Below are 19,770 nucleotides of genomic sequence, written 5' to 3'. Positions count from 1 at the left end.
TTTAATTTTATTTTAAATTAATCTTAACAAATGCCAAGAGAAATTTCGGTGAATTTTCATAATCATCAGTTTTTTTGGTCCTGGTTACAATTTTATTTTAATCACGCTTTCAACCTGGCCCAATGGCCCTTCTGCCGAGATTAACCCAACTGCAGCGCCGGACAGCTGAAAAAAGTATGATAGATTCTTTCGATCCTGAATATTTAACTGATCCAGAACCACTCCTCCTAAAATCACTGCATTGCCTATTAAGCTGTCATTAAATGAATCGAGCAGATAACTGCAGAGTGTTTCCCCGGTATATTGCTTACTTAATGGTCCGTTAATTTCAATATACATGGTGTCGGGTATAACCAGGCTAAATGATGAAGTTGCCAGACAATCCGCCATCGCAGCTGGTGAAATCACAATTGCGATGGCTCCATTTCCTCCCATGCACTTAATTTGCTGGTCAATCCCCGCAAGTACTGTACCATTCTGCTTGAAGCCTTCTTTTCGAAAATAATCTTCAGGCTCACAATCTATTAACTTGATGCCTTTTTCTTTACAGAATTTAAGGGTGGTTTCCTCTTCTGTTCCCGTAACTGAAAAGAAGGTTTTGGCTGGATTTGTCACTTTTTCATAGCCTTGGTTCCAATATGCTTTAAAGACAGAATGTGAACTTTTCCCGCTGATGAGTTTCCAATCCGGTGTCAATTCAATTTTATCTCCAGGAGAAACTGAAGGAAGATTTGCCAGTTCGGCGATTCGCTTTTCAATAATATTCACTCTGGCTCACGTCTCCTTTGAACCAGTAATTTAACAGTTCGGATTTTCGAGCCAATGCCGCTGTGCCGCAGAAACTCCAGCACCTAGTTCCACTTCGTATCCGGTCTTCTTTAAAGCAAGCTCCATCGCAGCAAACATTTTCAGCATGTCAGCAGCATCTGTATATCCCATATGTCCCAGGCGCAGAATCTGATTCTTCACCTTTCCGAGACCGCCTCCCAATGCGATATGAAATTCTTCCCGCAAAATCCTTCTGAATTCATCTGCATTTTTTAATTTTACAGCTGTCAGGGTTGGGCTGGCTGCCGAATCATCCACCAGCAATTCAAGACCTAATGCCCGCACTCCAGCTCTAGTCATATCCCGAAGTGCAGCATGCCTTTTGTATTCAGCTTCTATTCCTCCGCTTTTTTCTATCATATTGCAGGCTTCAAGAAGCCCGCAAACAAGTGATATATTCGGTGTATAAGGTGTGCCGGCACCTGATTCCAATCCTTTTTTATAGAGCTTAAGGTCAAAGTAAAAGGATGGGCACTGATGCTTATTCACAGTGTTCCAGGCTTTTTCACTTAATGTAATTAACGCAAGGCCAGGCGGCAGCATTAATGCTTTCTGACCTCCAGTTGCCACAATATCAATGCCCCATTCGTCCATGTATAGAGGCGTGCCGACAATCGAGCTGACCGCATCAACGAGGAATATGGCATCTGATTCTTTTACAACTGCTGCAATCTCTTGAATGTTGTTGATTGCAGAGGTGGATGTTTCACAGTGTGTCGCAAAAACAGCTTTTGCCTCAGGATTTTCCTTCAATGCTTTTCTCACATCTTCAGGATCGACAATATTTCCCCAATCAGCATCGATCCGGACGGTTTTGCAGCCGATATGGTCTGTAATTCCCTGAAGGTACTCACCAAAATAGCCGACTACACAAAGAATGATCGTATCGTTGGGACCAACCGTATTAATAATAGCTGTTTCAAGAGCGGATGCTCCGCTAGAGGTAAGCGGGATCACCAGGTTTTCAGTCTGGAATATCATTTTAGACTTTTCAGTCGTTTCCTGAAGTACATCCTGGAAGGCTGGATTCCGGTAATCCATCATGGGATGATCGAAACTCCTTAGCATGGCACGCTGTATTTCTTTTGGAACCTGAACTGGCCCCGGCAATCTTAAATCCAATTTTTCTTCAAACATAGCTTCCTCCCCTTATCGTTTCGATTTATATCTTGCTAATGAATTATTTTGCAATTTTTGTGCCAAGGTTGATTGCCTTTTGTACAAAGGTTTTGTTGTTTGGGGAGTGTTTCAGTGTTTCGTTTTGGAACGATGTGGAACAGATGGGTGGAACAGCTGGCGGTGTGAGAAAATTTTCATGTGATGAAATGGGTTCTTCTTCTTTTGGGAGGGTGGGTAATGAAGATGGTTTTTTGGGGATATAATCGATTTCGGATTTTTGGCAGCGGTTTTAATGAATGATTTTTTATCTGTCTTCTATTCAGGTGTTGATTTATGTGACTATAACCTTTTTCTCTTTACAGCTTTCGGCACTATTCTGTGCGATTAACTACCATTTTCACTTTAAGTTCTTCATTTCGGCGTTATTCTGTGCGATTAACTACCATTTTCGCTTTACTGCTCTCCATTTCGGCGGTATTCCATGCGATTAACTACCATTTTCGCTCTACTGCTCTCCATTTCGTCTGTATTCTGTGCGATTAACTACCATTTTGCTTTACCGCACTCCATTTCGCCGTTATTCCATGCGATTGACTACCATTTTCGCTCTACTGCTCTCCATTTCGGCGTTATTCTGTGCGATTAACTACATTTTCGCTTTACTGCACTCCATTTCGCCGTTATTCCATCAGATTAACTGCCATTACAGCTCTTTTTTTCGACTTTAGTTAGAGTGGTTGACTGCTATTGTTTCCTTCCTGGACTTGATTTTGTGAGCAAATATGCTGCAGTTTTTCAATCACTTTCGCAATAATTAGTTACTTCAAAAATCAAGAAACAACAAAAGACAGCCCCGTTCTTTCGAACAGGCTGCCTTTTTAACATAAGTATTATTTGCTTTGCTTAAGAGATTTTCTTTAATTCATCCGTAAGGCGCATGAATTCTTTTTGGTTCCGGCTAGTGAGAGCTTCATCAATTTTTTCGCGAAGCTTTTCAATTCGGTATTCCTTAAGAGCTTGATTTAGGACTTGTTCTGCTAACAATGACACGTTTTCCTCAGACTGTTGCGGCGAGTTAAGTAGACGTTTTTCCATTTGCAATCAACCCCTTGACCTTTTTTCTATTGTAACAGAAATTTTCAGATTATTCAAATCATTATTTGCTGGAAATTTTGTTAGCAGCTGCTAAGCTTGTTAACTACAATGTACCCGATCAAGAGACAATTTAAACTATTACTGGGAAAACATCCCCTCCACCACTCTTCCGTTCCGCCCATTTGTGGTCTTTGCCTGTGACAGCGAATTAAGAATCGCTTCCTCCGCTGCCTCGGCCGCACCTTGAAAAAGCTGATTCATGATGGGATGATCATCTCTGATAAAATAGGCAGTTTCAATCATATTGCTGCTTTCATGAATGCTCTTGTTTGCGGTGGAAAAAGCGATAACAATGTCACCGCTGCCGTTGCTGAAATGGCTTCCTGTTCGTCCTAGGCCTATGCCGCATCTCTTCGCAAGCCTTTTCAGCTGCCTGTCACTGACAGGTGCGTCTGTAGCCAGGATAATCATGATTGAGCCATCAGGCGTGTCCTTTGTTTTCGGCTGAATTTCTGACAGTCCGTATTTAATGAACGGAAATTCGTCTCGATTGCCAAAGTTCGTGACCACCAGACATCCGATTTTGTATTCATTTGTGCTTTGTTCCTCAGTGATTACTCGTGAAGAAGCACCCACGCCGCCTTTGTACCCAAAACACACCATGCCTGTACCAGCTCCGACCGCACCTTCTTCCACTTTTACCGGTTTGGCATTTTGAATGGCTTCTATTGCATGTTCCGGTTTTACAGGGAGTGTCCGAATTGAATTTAAATATCCGTCGTTGCATTCTCCTGTGACGATATTAACAGTTCCGGTTGTGTCTCCAATTTCCGGCGTGGTTTTTAGCATGTATTCCAGCGTTCCCTGTGTGACTGCCGGCACCCCAAATGTATTTGTCAGCATAATCGGAGATTCAATCACACCCAGTTCTTCCACCTGCACCAGACCCGTCGTTTTACCAAAGCCATTGATGACATAGGAGGCTGCCGGGACTTTTTCACGAAAGAGATTTCCTCCATGCGGCAAAACGGCCGTTACGCCCGTACAGACATATTGGTCATCATCCAGAGGATAGTCCAGAGTGATGTGGCCTGCCATGACTCCATCTATATCTGTAATGCAATTCTTTTTTCCAGGTCTCAGTGTTCCAATTGTTACTCCTCTTTCTCTAATCTTCATCTTGGCGCTCCTTAAAATAGAATTTCCCTTTGTTTTCCTTTATAATAGTAAAATATTTAGATTACCTAATCATTTTACACCATTGCGGGAGGAATTATATGGCTGATACTTTATCAGGAGAAGCAAAAAAACAGACTGCAGGTTCCGAAAAGATTTGGTCAAGGGATTTTGTTCTGATCTTGATGTCCAACTTTTTTATTTTTCTCGGATTTCAAATGACATTGCCCACTATCCCTCTTTTTGTGGAAAAATTGGGCGGGAATGACCAGCTGATCGGGATAGTAGTCGGGATCTTTACATTTTCGGCTCTGCTATTGCGTCCTTATGCAGGGCATACGCTGGAGACCAAAGGCAGGCGCTTTGTCTATTTAACTGGCCTGGCAATTTTCGTGCTCTCGGTTGGGTCATTTGGTTTTATTAATAGTTTAATCTTCTTATTTGTTTTAAGGATTATCCAGGGATTTGGCTGGGGTTTCTCCACTACAGCCTCGGGAACCATTGCCACGGATTTAATTCCTGCAAAGCGGCGGGGAGAAGGAATGGGATACTTCGGGCTTTCCGGGAACATTGCCCTGGCATTCGGCCCCACCCTCGGACTGGCGCTCGCCGGGGTCATCTCTTTCAAACTCTTATTCTTAATTTGTGCTTTGCTGGGTTTAGCTGCACTGGTGTTGTCATCGAGGATCAACTACAAGCAGGCTGAAAAACAAACTGTTCCCCAGAAGCGCTGGGACATCTATGAAAAAAGTGCTTTAAGGCCTTCATTTCTTTTATTTTTCATCACCGTTACCTTCGGGGGCATTGCATCATTTCTGCCTATTTACTCAGCCCAAAAAGGGATAGGCGGCATCCACTGGTACTTCCTGCTGTTTGCCATAGCCTTAATGCTTTCCCGGACTTTTGCCGGCAGATTATATGATCAAAGAGGTCACCAGGCTGTATTCTTACCAGGAGCAGTGCTGATTTTGGCAGCCATGTTCCTGCTGGCGTGGCTTCCTAGCAGCTTGATTATGTATATAGCTGCGATTCTTTATGGTCTCGGATTTGGATCAGTCCAGCCTGCTCTTCAAGCCTGGTCTGTAAAAGAAGCGCCTGCTAATCGGCGCGGGATGGCCAATGCTACGTTCTTTTCCTTCTTTGACCTTGGAGTAGGGATTGGCGCCATCGTGTTTGGGCAAATCGCTCATTTGTTTGGGTATAGCACCATTTATTTGACAGCAGCCGGATCGGTAGTGATTTCAATTCTACTGTATATCTGGATTCTGGTGACAAAAAGGGGTTAATGCGAAAGACGATTTTCCGGGAGATGCGGAAAATCGTCTTTTTATTTTGGGTGAGTTTTCAGGTGGTGCGGTGGGTTCGGACTTTGAGCTTGTGACTTTCGCGGTCAGTGTCCGAAGTTGGGCTGAGTTCGGACTCAGATCATGGTTTCTCTGCTTTTTGTGTCCGAAGTTACACCAGGTTCGGACTTACAGTACTGGTTTTCCGACTTCTGTGTCCGAAGTTGACCCGTATTCGGACTCAAATCATGGTTTCTCTGCTTTCTCTGTCCGAAGTTGACCCGTATTCGGACTCAAATCATGGTTTCTCTGCTTTCTCTGTCCGAAGTTGCACCGGATTCGGACTCAGATCATGGTTTCTCTGCTTTTTGTGTCCGAAGTTGCACCAGATTCGGACTTACACTCCTGGTTTTCCGACTTCTCTGTCCGAAGCTGCGCCAGTTTCGGCCTTACACTTTAGTTTTTCCAATTTCTCTGTCCGAAGCTGCACCAAATTCGATCTCATACTCTAACTGCCGGAACAGTAATTCCTCTTATAAAGCTTTCACCATCCCGCCATCGACTAAAATGGAGCTTCCGGTCACGTAGCTGCTGGCATCAGATGCAAGGAAGGTGACGACGTTCGCAAATTCTTCCGGGGTCCCGTATCTGCCCAGCGGAATTTTGCTTTTGGCTCTTTCTGCGACTTCTTCTTTGGTGATATTCTGCCGGTCCGCGTTATGCTGATCCAGATAATCAACGCGGTCGGTTGCAATTCTTCCCGGAGCTACTGTATTAATTAAGATATTATAAGCTGCCAATTCCTCTGAGAGTGTTTTGGTCAGTCCGACAATCCCAAGACGGAATGTATTGGATAAGAGCAGGCCCGGTATCGGCTGCTTAATGCTTGATGATGCTATATTAATGATCCTGCCGCCATTTTTCTTTAATTCAGGAAGTGCCTCGCGGATCAGCCTGACATGGCTTAATAGATTTAGCTGAAATGCTTTTTCCCAGTCTTCATCTTTTAGGTTTTCAAACGTGCCTCCGGGAGGCCCTCCGGCATTATTGATTAATATATCAATTCCCCCAAGGGTTTCAGCTGTATGCTGAATCAGGTTCTTTATATCCTCAGGGTCCGTAACATCTGCGCGGCAATACTCAACATCGGCATTGAATTGGTCACGGAATTCCTCTTGAACGCTCTTTAGTTTTGCTTCGTCCCTGCTTGTTATCATGACCTTGGTTCCTTCTTTTGCAAGCTGTGCTGCAATGGCTTTTCCGAGGCCCTGGCTTGAAGCCACGACAAGCGCTTTTTTATTTTTCAGGTTTAAATCCATGATCGTTTCCTCCTATTTTTTAACGCAAAGTGCCATCCATTCATCCACTTTAAAGGATTGGACCTTGCCTTCATGTAGTTCAATTTGAAAATAATCCGCAGCAGCCTGATCAGCCTGCAGAATATACTCTTCGACTGCCTTAATCTGTTCTTCACTTTCAGCCGTTCGCCTCACCCAGGAAGGAAATTCAAAGGTTTTCTTCCTGCTCTTTGCGTTTGTTTCATTTAGTCCGGAAGCGACAAACAGCTTTCTCCACTCTGCCGTTGACAAACACCGGTAATGGCTGTCATCCCGCATTTTCTCAACTGTGTTCATATAGTCTGCTAGCTCTTTTTCATCGGGTGATACATTATCAACTAACAGGAATCTCCCCCCTGATTTTAAAACCCTGCCAGTTTCAGCAATGAATTTTTCCGGATGGGGAAAATGGTGGGGCGCAATCCGGCAGGTGACAGCATCAAAGGACCCATCCAGAAATGGCAAAGTTTCCGCATCTGCAACGATATACCAGATATTTTTATAGCTTTCCAGATGGCGTGCGGTATTTGCCAGCATCTCTTTTGTTAAATCAGCTGCGAAGACCTGGGAAACAGAGGGTGCCAGACTTTTGGCCACATGCCCGCCGCCTGTCGCAATATCCAGCACCACCCAATCCTTCTGCGGATTCAGGGTTTGAACGAGCTGATGTAATTCTGCCGCATCTCCATGAATTTTGCTTGTCACATATTTTTCTGCGTTTTTACCGAATGTTTTTTGTACCTTTTTCTTTATCTCTTCCTTTTCCATATGTAATCACCACCATCAAAAATTCACCTATACTATTTAGTTTCTATACAAATCCCTATAATCCTGTCAGATTAATAGAAAAAGAGCCTGCCACTTGGTGAAATGGCAGGCTGCTGTTTATCTGGCAGGCACAAGAATTAGCTTCCCTTTTGTTTGCCTAGACTGCATTCGCTCATGTACTTTGGCAGCGTCCTCAAGAGGATGGACTTCACCAATAGTCAGCTTCAGCTTCCCTTGGGCTGTATAGGATAATAATTCCTTCATGCTCGGCTGCAGCAATTCCGGTTTCCTCATTATTTGCGGCAGGAAAAATCCGATGACCGATTGATTCCGCCCCATTAAGGAAGAAGGATAAAACCGGCTCTGCTCCCCGCTTGCCACACCATAAATAACAAGGCGGCCAAAGGTGGCAAGGCATTTCAGGGTTTTATTAAAAATTTCGCCGCCTGCCATTTCGAGTGCCACATTCACACCTTTTCCGCCTGTTGCTTCGAGTACTTCATTTTCCCAGCCTTCATTTGTATAGTTGACTAGGACATCGGCTCCCATTTCTTTTGCAAGCTGCAGTTTTTCATCAGTGCTGGCGGTAGCAATGACAGTCCCGGCCCCGAATAATTTTGCAAGCTGAACGGCAATTGTTCCCACTCCTCCCGCAGCTGCATGGACTAGGACGCTTTCACCAGCTTCAAGCCGGCCCATCGTTTTCAAAATATGATAGGCACTCAGTCCTTGCAGGGGCAGTGCCGCAGCAAGATTGAAATCCAGTCCTTCCGGCAGCGGAATCAAACCCCTTTCATCGGCTGTGACATACTCTGAGTAGCCGCCTGATTCTATTAGCGTCACCACTCTTGTGCCAACTGGAATACTCGCCTCTTCACCTGCGGCTGCGACAACACCTGCCACCTCTGCACCGGGAATGAACGGCAGAGGTGTCGGCACAACATATTGCCCTTCTCTTCTTGCGGTATCGGCATAGTTCACTCCGATCGCATGTACTTCGATTAAAACTTCCCGTCCGGCCGGCTGCGGCCGATCCAGTTCGATTACATCAAGGACTTCAGGTCCCCCATATTCTTTGAATTGAATGGCTTTCATTTTCAAACACTCCTTTTCTATATTTCTAGCAGCAATATTCGCCTTTTTCATAAATGAGCTCAGCTATTCTCCGGTTCCTTGCATTTTCTTTCCCAAAGGAGCTGAACCTGCTGCATTCCCGGATGATTAATCCGATCAGCGCATCCTTTTTCTCATCTGATGACAATTCGGACACTAGTTGGCGGGATAGCCTTTCAGCTTCCCATATTGCACCTTCCAGAAAAGTCCTGGTCAGTTGAATCTTCAATTCTTCTTTTTCTTCACCATTTTTCTGAATGGCTTTGTATGTCCGATAAACTGCTGTTTCTGCTGCATACAGGGCAATGGCGAGATCCGCAAGCTTCATTAGGGCTTCCTGTTCATGAACAAGGGTATCGCCAAATGCTTCATAGGCGAGTCCGGCATTCAGCATGAATAGGTTTCTTATAGTATCAACCGCTGCTCTCTCTTTCTCAAAAATCGCCTCTCCGATTGGTGCCGGTTTGCTCAAGCGAACAATCGCTTCCTCCACTCTTGCTGCTAAATCGATTTCACCCTTCAGCGCTTTTCGGAAAAGGTGAGTAGGAATCAGCAATCTATTAATCTCATTTGTACCTTCAAAAATACGGTTAATGCGGGAATCCCGATACATTTGTTCCACACCGTATTCCTTGATGAATCCCGCTCCGCCATGAAGCTGCAGTGATTCATCTGCCGTATAATCAAGTGTTTCCGAGCCAAACACCTTGCAGATCGCACATTCTGTGGCATATTCGCTCATTCTTTTTCCAATAAGTTTTACATCAGTTGATTCATATAAGTCTCCCAATGATTCCTCCAGCAGGCTTGCGGTGCGGTATTGCAGTGATTCAGCGGCGTAGATTCTTCCTGCCATCTTCGCCGTTTTTTCCTTGGTAGCCGGAAAATCAGCGATCGACTTCCCAAACTGCTTTCTTTCCCCTGTAAATTGGAGTGTTTTCTTCAAGCCGGTTTTTGCTGCCCCCATGCAGGCTGAACCTAAATTGAAACGGCCCAAATTCAAGACGTTCAAAGCAATGATATGGCCTTTGCCCACTTCCCCAAGCAGATTTTCTGCTGGCACAGGACAATCCTCAAAAATGACCGATCTGGTTGAAGATCCTTTAATGCCCATCTTATTTTCTTCCGGGCCAAGGGATAATCCTGGTGTGTCCCGTTCGACGATAAATGCGGTAAAATGCCGGCCGTCCACTTTGGCATATACAATAAATGTATCTGAAAATACAGCATTCGTAATATAAATTTTCGTGCCATTTAAAATGTAATGGGTCCCATCCTCATTCAAAACGGCGGTAGTCTGGGAGGATAGAGCATCAGATCCTGCGTTCGGCTCTGTCAGGCAGTAAGCGCCTATGTACTCCCCTGAAGCAAGCTTCGGCAAGTACTTTTCTTTTTGCTCAGGAGTTCCGAAGTAAGTGATCGGCAGGGTTGCAATACAGGTATGGTTTGAGTGGGCTACCCCGTAACCGCCTGATGAGGCAATGTTTTCTCCGACGATCCCCTTGCTGATTTTATCCAGGCCAAGACCGCCGTATTTTTCGGGGATGCTATGGGCAAGCAGGCCAAGTTCGCCTGCCTTCCTCAGTAAATCCGTTACCAGCTCGAATTCCTGGTTTTCGATCCGGTCCTTTTCAGGGTGAACCATTTTTTCAGTAAATTGTTTAGCTGTTCTTCCTATTAAGATATGCTCATCTGTAAATTCCTCGGGTGTGAAAAGTGTTTCAGGATCAAGCTTTGTGAACAAAAAGTTCGCACCAGTATTGGCTGTATTTACTTTTTCCATGTACGGATTCACTCTCCTCAGCATCTCTTCATCTTAAATTTTTTCATCTGCCGCCTGTACAGCATGTTTCAGGAGTACTTTAACGAATCTATTGAATTGTGAAAAACGCGGATCTGCTGTCTGACCTTTCTTGTAACGGTAATAGATTTGCTGGCAAATGACGGCCAGTTTGAAGTAAGCAAATGTTAAATAAAAATTCATACTGCTGAGATCACGGCCTGTTTTTCCAGCATAGGCCTCCATAAATTCTCTGCGGGAGTAAAAGCCATTTAGAACGGTTACCGGGGGTTTTCCTAATCCAAACTTGAGCAGATCGGGATCGTCTCCCTGAATCCAATAGCTCATCGCGGCACCAAGATCTGCCAGCGGATCGCCTGCCGTTGCCATCTCCCAGTCGAAAAGGCCCGTCATTTCTGTTAAGTCCTCATTGAACATTGCATTGTTCAGCTTGTAATCATAATGGATGACGGATGGCTCAGGACTAACCGGGATATGATGGGTCATCCACTTTTTCAGCGTATCCGCTTCAGAAACTTCATCTGTCTTTGCCAGCTCATACCGGCCAATCCAGCCATGCACCTGCCTTTCCATAAATCCATCGGGATTGCTGATTTCCGCTAGACCTGTCCTTTTATAGTCAATGGAATGAAGTTCTGCCAGCTTATCAACCATAATTTGAGACAGTCTTCTGCAAATTTCCTCGTCCGGTTCCATTCCTTCAGGGAATGAGGTATCTAAAACAATTCCATGCCGCCGTTCCATAATGAAAAATGGTGCTCCTGTGATTTCACTATTATTCGTAAACAGGATCGGCTTCGGGGCTTCTTTGAAAAAGGGATGTATCTCAGAAATCACCCTGTATTCCCTCTCCATGTCATGAGCTTTCGGTGCGACAGGTCCAAGCGGAGGCCGGCGCAGCACGGCTTCCCACTCTCCCATTTTCAGCTGATAGGTAAGATTGGAGTGCCCAGCATGGAACTGAAGAATCTCAAGCGGTTGATTTGGAAGATTAGCCAGCTCGTTCCGCAGGAATTTTTCCAATTCAGCGGTATTCAATTGCTCTCCTTTTCTAACGGGAATGGTATCCTGGCTCATTTGCTTCGGCATGTGGTCCTCCTTTTTATAGGAAAATTAAATTATGTTTCTCTTACATTTTGGTTTAGACCTTCCCTTAGAAGATCAGGTATAACAGCACTTTCCTGTTTGGCGAAATTAAAATAGACGATTACGGCGCTCCCTTTGGCAATAAGGTTTCCTGTCTGAGTGCATACAATTTCATGATCGAGCTGAAAGCTTTTGCTGCCAATCCTTGATACCCAGGTTTTCACCGTTAGGATTTGGTTAAAATATCCCTGGCTTAGAAAGTCGCATTTTGTGGAGGCCAGGATAAAACTCCATTTTTTCACATCCATGCTGTAGCCAAGTGTCTCGAAGTATTTCACCCGTGCTTCTTCAAGGTAAATAAAATAACTTGTATTGTTGATATGGCCAAGAGCATCAGTTTCGCAAAACCTTACTGTTACCTGCATTTCATGCATGATGGCACCCCTTAACTCTTCACCTTATTGGAAGAATACTCATACCAGCCCTTACCTGTCTTTCTCCCCAATTCTCCCTTTGCCACTTTTTCGGCAACACAGTCAAATGGCTTATCTGCAGGATCTCCTGTCTCCCGATAACGCTGATCCATTACATAATAGGCCACATCAAGTCCGGATAAATCCATGAGTTCAAACGGGCCGATTGGGTGGTTCAAGGCTTTCCGGCAGATGATATCGATATCTTTATAGTCGGCAATCCCCTGTTCATACAGAGCCACTGCCTCTTTTTGGAGTGCACCGAGAATGCGGTTTGCGACGAAGCCGGAAATTTCTTTTTTCAAAAGGACAGCTGTTCTATTAATCTTTTCACAGACTTCCATCGCAATTTGTGCGGTTTCTTCAGACGTCTGTTCACTCATGACTACTTCCACACATTCCATCACAAGAGGCGGAAAGAAGAAATGCATATTAACGACTTTTTCAGGCCGCTCAGTTTCACCGGCTATTAAACTATTAACGATTGTAGAGCTATTGGTTGCGAAGATGGCATGAGGAGGCGCGAACTCTTCCAGTTTCTTGAATACCTCTTTTTTCACACCAAGCTTTTCCGTTACAGCTTCAATGATTAAGTCGGAGCTTCGGACACTTTCCTGAAGGCTGCTGGAGAAACGAAGCTTTCCGAAAGCAGCGGCTTTCGCATCTTCATCCAGCTTCCCCTTGGCAACCCATTTTGACATAATCATCTGCAGCTTAGCCTCGGCATCCTGCAATGCGGCTTCGCTCAAATCCTGGATAATCGTCTCATAGCCTCCAAGAGCACAGAGCATTCCGATCTGGTGGCCCATTTGTCCGGCACCTATAACGGTAATTTGCTTAACATCCTTTGCATTCATCGGTTATCCTCCTTATACTGACCAGTTGGTATGTTTTGCGGGAAATCAAAATTTCTCAGGTTTCTCAAGAATTCGCTGATAAAATTTAAATTTCGCCGATAAATTGAAAAACTCACCAATTTCTAGCTACATCTCTATCCCCTTTAATATCATTTCTGTAAAGATCTCTGCCACTTCCCGGTCGGATATGCTTCCCTCCGGATTGAACCACTGATAGCTCCAGTTGGTGACGCCTAAGATGCCAAAAGCGATAATCGGAGAGTTGAGGTTAGCTCGGAACTCTCCGTTCTGCTTGCCTTCTTCTATTAATTTTTCGATATTCAGCCTGAACTGATCCCTTTTTGGAATGATTTTCGATAAGCTTTCTTCACTAAGGTTGCGCATTTCCCTGAAAAAGACTTTTGCGCTTGCTCCCTGGGTTTTGATATTGCCCAGCAGCATTTGAACAATCTCTAGAAGTTTGTCTTTACTGGATTTGGACTCATCCCCGAGGATTTCGTGCTGATTGGCCAGCATATCATCTATATAGCGAAGATGGATGTCCATCAGCAGTTGTTCTTTGCTCGAGAAATAGTAATAAAACGTGCCTTTCGTGACACCGAGGCTGTCGACGATATCCTGAATTGATGTTTCGCTGAAACCTTTCTGATCAAATAGCCGGATGCTCTTTTCAGTAATTTTTTCTTTCAATGTCAGTCCCCGCTTCTGTTAGAAAATATCGACAGCATTATATCACAAAACGATTAACTCCGGACTTCATCCCTCAGAGCTCTTCGAAGGATTTTTCCGACATTGGTCTTTGGAAGCTCCTCTCGGAATTCTACGGCCGATGGAATTTTATAGGCAGCCAGGTTCTGCCTGCAGTATGAAATGATTTCTTCTTGGGTCGCCGTTTTACCGGCTTTCAGCACGACGAAAGCTTTAACTGTTTCACCCCGGTAAGGATCCGGGACACCAATGACGACAGCCTCCTGAACTGCAGGATGCTCATAGAGCATTTCCTCAATATCGCGCGGGTAAATATTATAGCCGCTGGCAATGATCAGGTCTTTCTTGCGGTCGACAATGTATAGAAACCCATCTTCGTCCATTCTCGCAATATCACCGGTGTAGAGCCATCCATCCCGTAATGTAACTGCCGTCTCCTCAGGCATATTCCAATAGCCTTTCATAATCTGCGGGCCCTTGATGATGACCTCACCCAGTTCTCCATTCGGGACCTCTTCAGTACCTGCGGCCAAATCGACTACTTTATAATCAGTTGAAGGAAAACCGATTCCAACGCTTCCAGGCTTTCTTTCTGAAAATGGCGGATTGCAGTGTGTTACCGGGGAAGCTTCTGATAAACCATAACCTTCAAGAATTTTTGCTCCCGTCTTTTTTTCAAAATCCCGCAGCAGTTCGACAGGCATAGGCGCGCTGCCGCTATTGCAAGTATCAATGCTGTCAATGCCATATTCCTCTGCATGCGGATGATTGGTGATGGCCACATACATAGTTGGAACACCAGGAAATACAGATGGCTGCTCATTTTTAATTGTATTTAACACTTCCTCCACATCAAAGCGCGGCAATAAAATCGATTCATTGGCCGTATAAATGGCAAAGTTCATGCAGGCAGTCATGCCAAAAACATGGAACAGCGGAATGACGGTTAAGAATTTTTCCCCGCCTATTTCCGTTCTATCTTTAAAAAATTCATAAGACTGTACCACATTTGCGAGAACATTGTAATGAGTCAGCATGGCTCCTTTTGACCGTCCAGTTGTTCCGCCCGTATATTGAAGAACGGCAATATCCTGCTGGGGCTCAATGTTGACCGGGGTGTATTGTCCACTGGCTTCCTGTATAAAACCTTCGAATGTTTTGTCAGGTGAAAAATCTGCTTCTGTTGGCTGCAGACTGACAATGACTATATTTCTAACCTTCGTTCTGTCTTGAACACCCTTAACCCGGGGATATAGGGCATCAAACACGACAAGAGTTTCAGAACCAGAGTCATTCATGATATGCTCTATCTCGCGCTCAACCAGCATCGGGTTTACTTGAGTAACAATCGCGCCTGCTGCAAGTATTCCATAATAAGCAATCACATATTGCGGGCAATTAGGAAGCATGATGGCAACACGGTCGCCTTTTTGAACACCATTTTTCTGCAGGGATGCGGCAAATCCATAGACGGCTTTTTGAAGTTCCGCGTAATTCATCTTTCGTCCATAAAAAGATAGTGCCATATTCTGCGGATACATCGCTGTCACTTCCTGAAGCATCTCAGGCATCGACTTACTTGGAATGGTTACTTCAGCTGCAATGGATTCAGGATAGTGTGCATGCCAGGTTTTTTTATCTGTCATTTGAAATCCCTCCAATATAATTTGCCGTTTTACATTGCATGTGTTCCGCCATCAACAATTAATACGTCTCCCGTCACATAATTTGAAGCATTGGAAGCCAAGAACAAAGCGGCCCCTTTCAAATCATCCTCAGAACCGAAGCGTCTGAGCGGTGTTGCATCCAGAATGGGGTTTCGTCCCTGCTCCATAATCGCCGAAGACATTTTTGTAGGGAAAAAACCTGGAGCAATGGCATTCACATTGATGCCATACCTGCCCCATTTTACAGCCAGGTCCTTTGTCATCGTAATGACTGCCCCTTTGCTGGTGTTATAGCCGATTGTATCCATCACCCTGGGGTCCGTGCCTCCAAGGCCGGCAACAGAGGCAATATTAATGATTTTTCCTGATCCCTGTTCGATCATGACCTTGCCTGCAGCCTGACTCATTAAAAATGTCCCTGTCACATTTACATTGATGACCTTTTGCCATGCTTCAAGCGGCATCTCCTCAGCGGGAGCTCCCCAGGTAGCCCCGCTGTTGTTGACCAGAATATCGATAGCCCCAAATTCCTGAACCGTCTCTTCAACCACTTTTTGGACATCCTCCTGTTTACTGATGTCACAGGAAAGCGCTAATGTGTTCACACCAAGTGCTGCAAGGCGGTCAGCGGTTTCCTGACATGCCTCCACTTTTCTTGAACAAAGCACGACATTTGCCCCTGCTTCGGCTAATCCTTCGGCAATCTGAGCACCCAGCCCTCGCCCGCCTCCAGTAATCAGTGCAGTCTTTCCGGTTAGGTCAAATAGTTCCATTACCTTCATGATTTTTCAGCTCCTATTGGTAATTTTTCAATTCAAGCTTAGCAATCTGTGCCCGGTGGACTTCATCTGGACCGTCTGCCAATCTCAGCGTTCTGGCATTTGCCCACAGTGCGGCAAGCGGTACATCCTCACTCACTCCAGCTGCTCCAAACGCCTGGATTGACCGGTCAATTACCTTAAGGGCCATGGATGGCGCCACGACCTTGATCATAGCAATCTCGGTTTTCGCCACTTTGTTGCCGGCAGTATCCATCATATGGGCAGCTTTAAGCGTTAATAGTCTTGCCTGCTCAATTTCAATCCGGGAATCCGCTATCCATTCACGGATGACACCCTGGCTTGCGAGCGTTTTGCCAAAAGCAGTTCGATTTTGTACACGCTTACATAATTCCTCAAGAGCGCGCTCTGCTGCCCCGATCAGCCTCATGCAATGATGGATGCGTCCCGGACCCAGCCTGCCCTGTGCAATGGCGAACCCTTTCCCTTCACCCCAAATGATATTTTCAGCAGGAACTCTGACATTGTCGTATGTAATTTCAGCATGGCCATGTGGAGCGTGATCATAGCCAAACACCGGAAGCATCCTCTCTATTTTTACTCCGGGGGTATCCATAGGAACAAGAATCATGGATTGCTGTTCATGACGGTTTGCGTCCGGATCGGTTTTTCCCATAAAGATCGCTATACGGCACCTCGGATCTCCCGCACCTGAAGACCACCACTTCCGTCCATTGATGACATATTCTGTACCCTGCTTTTCAATCCGCGCTTCAATATTTGTGGCATCAGAGGAGGCCACATCCGGCTCTGTCATCGAAAAGCAGGATCGGATGTCCCCTTCTAACAGCGGCTTTAACCAATCATTCTTCTGCTGCTCCGTGCCGTATCTTGCGAGCACTTCCATGTTGCCGGTATCAGGTGCATTGCAGTTGAAGATTTCCGGTGCAATCATTGATCGCCCCATAATCTCACAAAGCGGGGCATATTCCACGTTCGTGAGTCCTGCGCCATACTCGCTCTCCGGTAAAAATAAGTTCCATAACCCTGCAGCTTTCGCCTTGCGTTTCAGCTCTTCCATAATCGGCGGAATAGCACACCATCGATTTTCCTGTTCATTCAATTGCTGTTCATATAAAGCTTCGTTCGGATAAACGTTTTCTTCCATAAACACATTTAATTTCCTTATGAGCTGCTGCACTTTTGGTGAGTATGAGAAATCCAAATTCCTGTCCCTCCTCCACTAACTGACCGGTCGGTATGTTACAAGTTTAGTATAAACAATCTCTGAAATTAATCAACTAATTTTCTGAAAATTTATATTTTTATCTATTTTTTTCACCATCCAAAGTAGTACTGTTTTTATGAAGGAAGCAGGAAGGAATTTATTTATTTTAACAGCTCAGCCTCAAACTAACGGGTTCGGTTTTGAAGTGCAAAATTCGAAATATCAATACTTTTCGCAGTTGAATTAGCAGACACTTTAGCAGTGAGATTAGCACGCAAAAAAGCTCGGAGCATTATGCTTCGAGCTTTTTTATCGTATTACTTTGTTGAAGATTAGCACACGTTTACTTGAATAACTTATACCAATACAAAGTGGTTTCTATATTTGGATTATATGACTGCTTCAATGTGTCAACTCCACCTAGTATGAATCCTTGTTTCACATAAAACCTGCAAGCTCCAAGATTATTATCTTGAGCCTCTAGAGACATACCGATAAGTTTTCTTTGTTTTGCCCACTCTTCCGCTTTAGTTAAGAGCAGTTTCCCGATTCCATATCCTCTAAATTCTTTTTTTGCAGCGATATTTTCAATATAACAGAAGCGATTCCAATCCTTAATTATTCTAATTTGCCCAATGCAATTATTATTCTTATAAGCTAGAAATAGAGCTTTATCTTCACGGTTTATATAAAGGCTCCAATCAAGTTGATCATCTGGGAACCGAATTTCTTTAGTTTCATCAAATAGATTCTCTTCAAAAGACCATTTTCCTGATTGAAAACTGGGTACAACCTTACCAAACACTTTAAAATAATCATTTGTTTTATTGATGTCCTCAATTAATTCATCCTTTAATGGAGAAATTATGATTTCCTCTGCAATATTCATTTGGACACCGCCCCATTCTGAAAAAGAATTTTACTAGCACAAGCCTAAATACCTATCTTATTCAACATTACTACTCGTTCGCTAAATAAGCCTCTCTATCATTTCAACACAAATATCCAGAAACCTCTTTACCGTTTTTAACACACCAATTCGCATAGCAATTTTGTAGACAGTTATACGACATTTGGCTATATCCCTTCTGAAGTTGGGAAGGAATTGCCGATATACCGTTTTACCATTGATCCGAAGAAATCAAATATGAAACCGTTTTTGAAATAAAAAAAGTAGGCTGACGCAATTGTCAGCCTACTTTATTGCTAATTTACAGCCCGTGCGCGTATTTTTTCCTTTATTAACCCAGCGCCCATCAGTCCCATCAGTGAGAAGATGACCGGTATAATAAATCCATACTGGTAGCCTGCTTCAAATGTATCCAAAACCTTTCCGAAGATAAATGGCAGCAGAACTGCGCTCAGAAATCCGCCGGTGTTGGCAAATCCTGAAACGACACCTACATCCCGAATGTCAAATGATTTTCTGACAATCGCAAACGTCAGCGTACTTGCCCCATTACCATAACCCATAATCAGGAAAAGAACGATCAGGAGCGGATATGGAGGCTTACCCTGAAATAACAGAAAAGTTGCCCAGCCAAGGACGGCGATTGAGTGGGCAAAAAGATAAGGGCGTTTGATGCTGCCCATCCGGCCTGATATAAAACTCATTAACGGAGCACCAATGATGGCACCAAACAATCCGATCATGACAAGCTGGCTGGAATCGGAACGGCTCAGATCATACATATCCATGCCATACGGAACAGCCCACGAGCCGATGAAACCGACATAAGTGCCGACCAGGCCGAAATGACAGAAGAACGTGGCCCATGCCTGGCGGTCAGAAAAAATTCTTTTTAATATGCTTGCTGTTTTTTCTTTTGGCTCTTTCTTACCTTTCGTTTTTTTAGGCTCTACGCCCAATCGCGAAGGCTGCCAGATTAATATGATATACAGCAATACGGCAAGGATGGTCAAAATAATGCCGACTGCCAAAAACGGAATGCGCCAGCCCCATATGGAAATCCAAATGGAAAATGGGACAGTCGCGAGCAAAAATCCAAAACTCCCGGACATGCCCGCAAAGCCAAGCAGCTTTACAAATTCATTTACTTTAAACCATCTGCCCAAAATGATGACAACATTTATCCAAATCGTTGCATCCCCTATTCCAACCAGCATCCTTGCCGCGAAAAGAATGTATTCATTCGCAGCAAAACTGAATAATAACGTCCCTATTCCATTCAGAAGAGTTCCGGCGATTAAGAATACATTAGGGCCAAAACGGTCGGATAATATTCCAATCGGAACCTGAAGGCTGGCATAGGCAAAAAATTGGATGCTCGTCAGAAGCCCAATGGCCGCAGCTGTCACGCCGAAATCCTTCATTAATTGATCTGTAATTAAACCAGGGGCTGTCCTTTGGCTCACGATCAAAAAGTAAGCAAATAAAACCGCGCCAAAGACGAGCCACCTGTATTTGCTGTTATGTTTCTCCACTGCTCTC

Annotated in this window: 18 protein-coding genes; 1 reads left to right on the top strand and 17 read right to left on the bottom strand. The window is 44.5% G+C overall.

Annotated elements, in window-relative coordinates:
• Positions 1 to 84: 84 nt before the first annotated feature.
• The 4 genes from AC3WTL_RS04420 to AC3WTL_RS04405 form a co-directional block, all read right to left on the bottom strand.
• Positions 85 to 768, bottom strand: a complete 684-nt coding sequence (locus tag AC3WTL_RS04420; protein WP_226620367.1) for a hypothetical protein — start codon at positions 766 to 768, stop codon at positions 85 to 87.
• Positions 769 to 798: 30 nt separating this feature from the next.
• Positions 799 to 1,965: a pyridoxal-phosphate-dependent aminotransferase family protein gene (locus AC3WTL_RS04415; RefSeq protein WP_252222210.1), complete on the bottom strand. Its 1,167-nt coding sequence runs from the start codon at positions 1,963 to 1,965 to the stop codon at positions 799 to 801.
• A gap of 885 nt (positions 1,966 to 2,850) precedes the next feature.
• Complete coding sequence (locus tag AC3WTL_RS04410; RefSeq protein WP_048011255.1) at positions 2,851 to 3,042, bottom strand: IDEAL domain-containing protein; 192 nt, start codon at positions 3,040 to 3,042, stop codon at positions 2,851 to 2,853.
• 138 nt (positions 3,043 to 3,180) lie between these two features.
• Entirely contained in the window at positions 3,181 to 4,221 is a 1,041-nt protein-coding gene (locus tag AC3WTL_RS04405; protein WP_492369095.1) for a DmpA family aminopeptidase, read from the bottom strand.
• A 98-nt stretch (positions 4,222 to 4,319) separates the two neighbouring features.
• Between AC3WTL_RS04405 and AC3WTL_RS04400 the strand changes: the two genes are divergently transcribed.
• Positions 4,320 to 5,504: an MFS transporter gene (locus tag AC3WTL_RS04400; protein WP_048011273.1), complete on the top strand. Its 1,185-nt coding sequence runs from the start codon at positions 4,320 to 4,322 to the stop codon at positions 5,502 to 5,504.
• 530 nt (positions 5,505 to 6,034) lie between these two features.
• Here AC3WTL_RS04400 and AC3WTL_RS04395 read toward each other — a convergent pair.
• From AC3WTL_RS04395 to AC3WTL_RS04335, 13 genes are all read right to left on the bottom strand, one after another.
• Positions 6,035 to 6,820: an SDR family oxidoreductase gene (locus tag AC3WTL_RS04395; RefSeq protein ID WP_248347501.1), complete on the bottom strand. Its 786-nt coding sequence runs from the start codon at positions 6,818 to 6,820 to the stop codon at positions 6,035 to 6,037.
• Positions 6,821 to 6,832: 12 nt separating this feature from the next.
• The gene (locus tag AC3WTL_RS04390; protein ID WP_492369094.1) at positions 6,833 to 7,606 is read right to left on the bottom strand and encodes a class I SAM-dependent methyltransferase; all 774 of its coding nucleotides are present in this window, start codon (positions 7,604 to 7,606) and stop codon (positions 6,833 to 6,835) included.
• Positions 7,607 to 7,723: 117 nt separating this feature from the next.
• Positions 7,724 to 8,701 (bottom strand): quinone oxidoreductase family protein, encoded by a 978-nt coding sequence (locus AC3WTL_RS04385; RefSeq protein WP_252222218.1) that lies wholly within the window; start codon positions 8,699 to 8,701, stop codon positions 7,724 to 7,726.
• A 25-nt stretch (positions 8,702 to 8,726) separates the two neighbouring features.
• Positions 8,727 to 10,502, bottom strand: a complete 1,776-nt coding sequence (locus AC3WTL_RS04380; protein WP_252222220.1) for an acyl-CoA dehydrogenase FadE — start codon at positions 10,500 to 10,502, stop codon at positions 8,727 to 8,729.
• Positions 10,503 to 10,535: 33 nt separating this feature from the next.
• Positions 10,536 to 11,609, bottom strand: coding sequence for a phosphotransferase family protein (locus AC3WTL_RS04375; protein ID WP_248347504.1), 1,074 nt, complete (start codon positions 11,607 to 11,609; stop codon positions 10,536 to 10,538).
• Positions 11,610 to 11,638: 29 nt separating this feature from the next.
• On the bottom strand, positions 11,639 to 12,040 hold the full coding sequence (locus AC3WTL_RS04370; RefSeq protein ID WP_197249837.1) for an acyl-CoA thioesterase: 402 nt from the start codon (positions 12,038 to 12,040) through the stop codon (positions 11,639 to 11,641).
• A gap of 11 nt (positions 12,041 to 12,051) precedes the next feature.
• A complete protein-coding gene (locus AC3WTL_RS04365) occupies positions 12,052 to 12,936 on the bottom strand; it encodes a 3-hydroxyacyl-CoA dehydrogenase family protein (RefSeq protein ID WP_492369093.1) in 885 nt (294 codons plus the stop codon).
• Between the two features lie 126 nt (positions 12,937 to 13,062).
• A complete protein-coding gene (locus AC3WTL_RS04360) occupies positions 13,063 to 13,626 on the bottom strand; it encodes a TetR/AcrR family transcriptional regulator (RefSeq protein ID WP_492369092.1) in 564 nt (187 codons plus the stop codon).
• Positions 13,627 to 13,679: 53 nt separating this feature from the next.
• A complete protein-coding gene (locus tag AC3WTL_RS04355) occupies positions 13,680 to 15,290 on the bottom strand; it encodes a long-chain-fatty-acid--CoA ligase (RefSeq protein WP_492369091.1) in 1,611 nt (536 codons plus the stop codon).
• A gap of 29 nt (positions 15,291 to 15,319) precedes the next feature.
• Positions 15,320 to 16,093, bottom strand: coding sequence for an SDR family oxidoreductase (locus AC3WTL_RS04350; protein WP_163144777.1), 774 nt, complete (start codon positions 16,091 to 16,093; stop codon positions 15,320 to 15,322).
• 13 nt (positions 16,094 to 16,106) lie between these two features.
• Positions 16,107 to 17,315, bottom strand: a complete 1,209-nt coding sequence (locus tag AC3WTL_RS04345) for an acyl-CoA dehydrogenase (RefSeq protein ID WP_492369090.1) — start codon at positions 17,313 to 17,315, stop codon at positions 16,107 to 16,109.
• Between the two features lie 346 nt (positions 17,316 to 17,661).
• Positions 17,662 to 18,207: a GNAT family N-acetyltransferase gene (locus AC3WTL_RS04340; protein ID WP_163144779.1), complete on the bottom strand. Its 546-nt coding sequence runs from the start codon at positions 18,205 to 18,207 to the stop codon at positions 17,662 to 17,664.
• Between the two features lie 317 nt (positions 18,208 to 18,524).
• Positions 18,525 to 19,763, bottom strand: coding sequence for an MFS transporter (locus AC3WTL_RS04335; RefSeq protein WP_197249832.1), 1,239 nt, complete (start codon positions 19,761 to 19,763; stop codon positions 18,525 to 18,527).
• Between the last annotated feature and the right edge of the window lie 7 nt (positions 19,764 to 19,770).

This window comes from Cytobacillus sp. EB106-05-05-XG126 (assembly GCF_058791715.1).
This window is presented reverse-complemented; position numbering and strand designations above follow the sequence as displayed.

Bases quoted from the DNA above. Each gene is read 5' to 3' on its own strand.
- AC3WTL_RS04390 (WP_492369094.1), bottom strand. From the start codon at position 7,606: ATGGAAAAGGAAGAGATAAAGAAAAAGGTACAAAAAACATTCGGTAAA.
- AC3WTL_RS04355 (WP_492369091.1), bottom strand. From the start codon at position 15,290: ATGACAGATAAAAAAACCTGGCATGCACACTATCCTGAATCCATTGCA.
- AC3WTL_RS04340 (WP_163144779.1), bottom strand. From the start codon at position 18,207: ATGAATATTGCAGAGGAAATCATAATTTCTCCATTAAAGGATGAATTA.
- AC3WTL_RS04405 (WP_492369095.1), bottom strand. From the start codon at position 4,221: ATGAAGATTAGAGAAAGAGGAGTAACAATTGGAACACTGAGACCTGGA.
- AC3WTL_RS04375 (WP_248347504.1), bottom strand. From the start codon at position 11,609: ATGCCGAAGCAAATGAGCCAGGATACCATTCCCGTTAGAAAAGGAGAG.
- AC3WTL_RS04370 (WP_197249837.1), bottom strand. From the start codon at position 12,040: ATGCATGAAATGCAGGTAACAGTAAGGTTTTGCGAAACTGATGCTCTT.
- AC3WTL_RS04350 (WP_163144777.1), bottom strand. From the start codon at position 16,093: ATGAAGGTAATGGAACTATTTGACCTAACCGGAAAGACTGCACTGATT.
- AC3WTL_RS04400 (WP_048011273.1), top strand. From the start codon at position 4,320: ATGGCTGATACTTTATCAGGAGAAGCAAAAAAACAGACTGCAGGTTCC.
- AC3WTL_RS04365 (WP_492369093.1), bottom strand. From the start codon at position 12,936: ATGAATGCAAAGGATGTTAAGCAAATTACCGTTATAGGTGCCGGACAA.
- AC3WTL_RS04380 (WP_252222220.1), bottom strand. From the start codon at position 10,502: ATGGAAAAAGTAAATACAGCCAATACTGGTGCGAACTTTTTGTTCACA.
- AC3WTL_RS04415 (WP_252222210.1), bottom strand. From the start codon at position 1,965: ATGTTTGAAGAAAAATTGGATTTAAGATTGCCGGGGCCAGTTCAGGTT.
- AC3WTL_RS04395 (WP_248347501.1), bottom strand. From the start codon at position 6,820: ATGGATTTAAACCTGAAAAATAAAAAAGCGCTTGTCGTGGCTTCAAGC.
- AC3WTL_RS04410 (WP_048011255.1), bottom strand. From the start codon at position 3,042: ATGGAAAAACGTCTACTTAACTCGCCGCAACAGTCTGAGGAAAACGTG.
- AC3WTL_RS04385 (WP_252222218.1), bottom strand. From the start codon at position 8,701: ATGAAAGCCATTCAATTCAAAGAATATGGGGGACCTGAAGTCCTTGAT.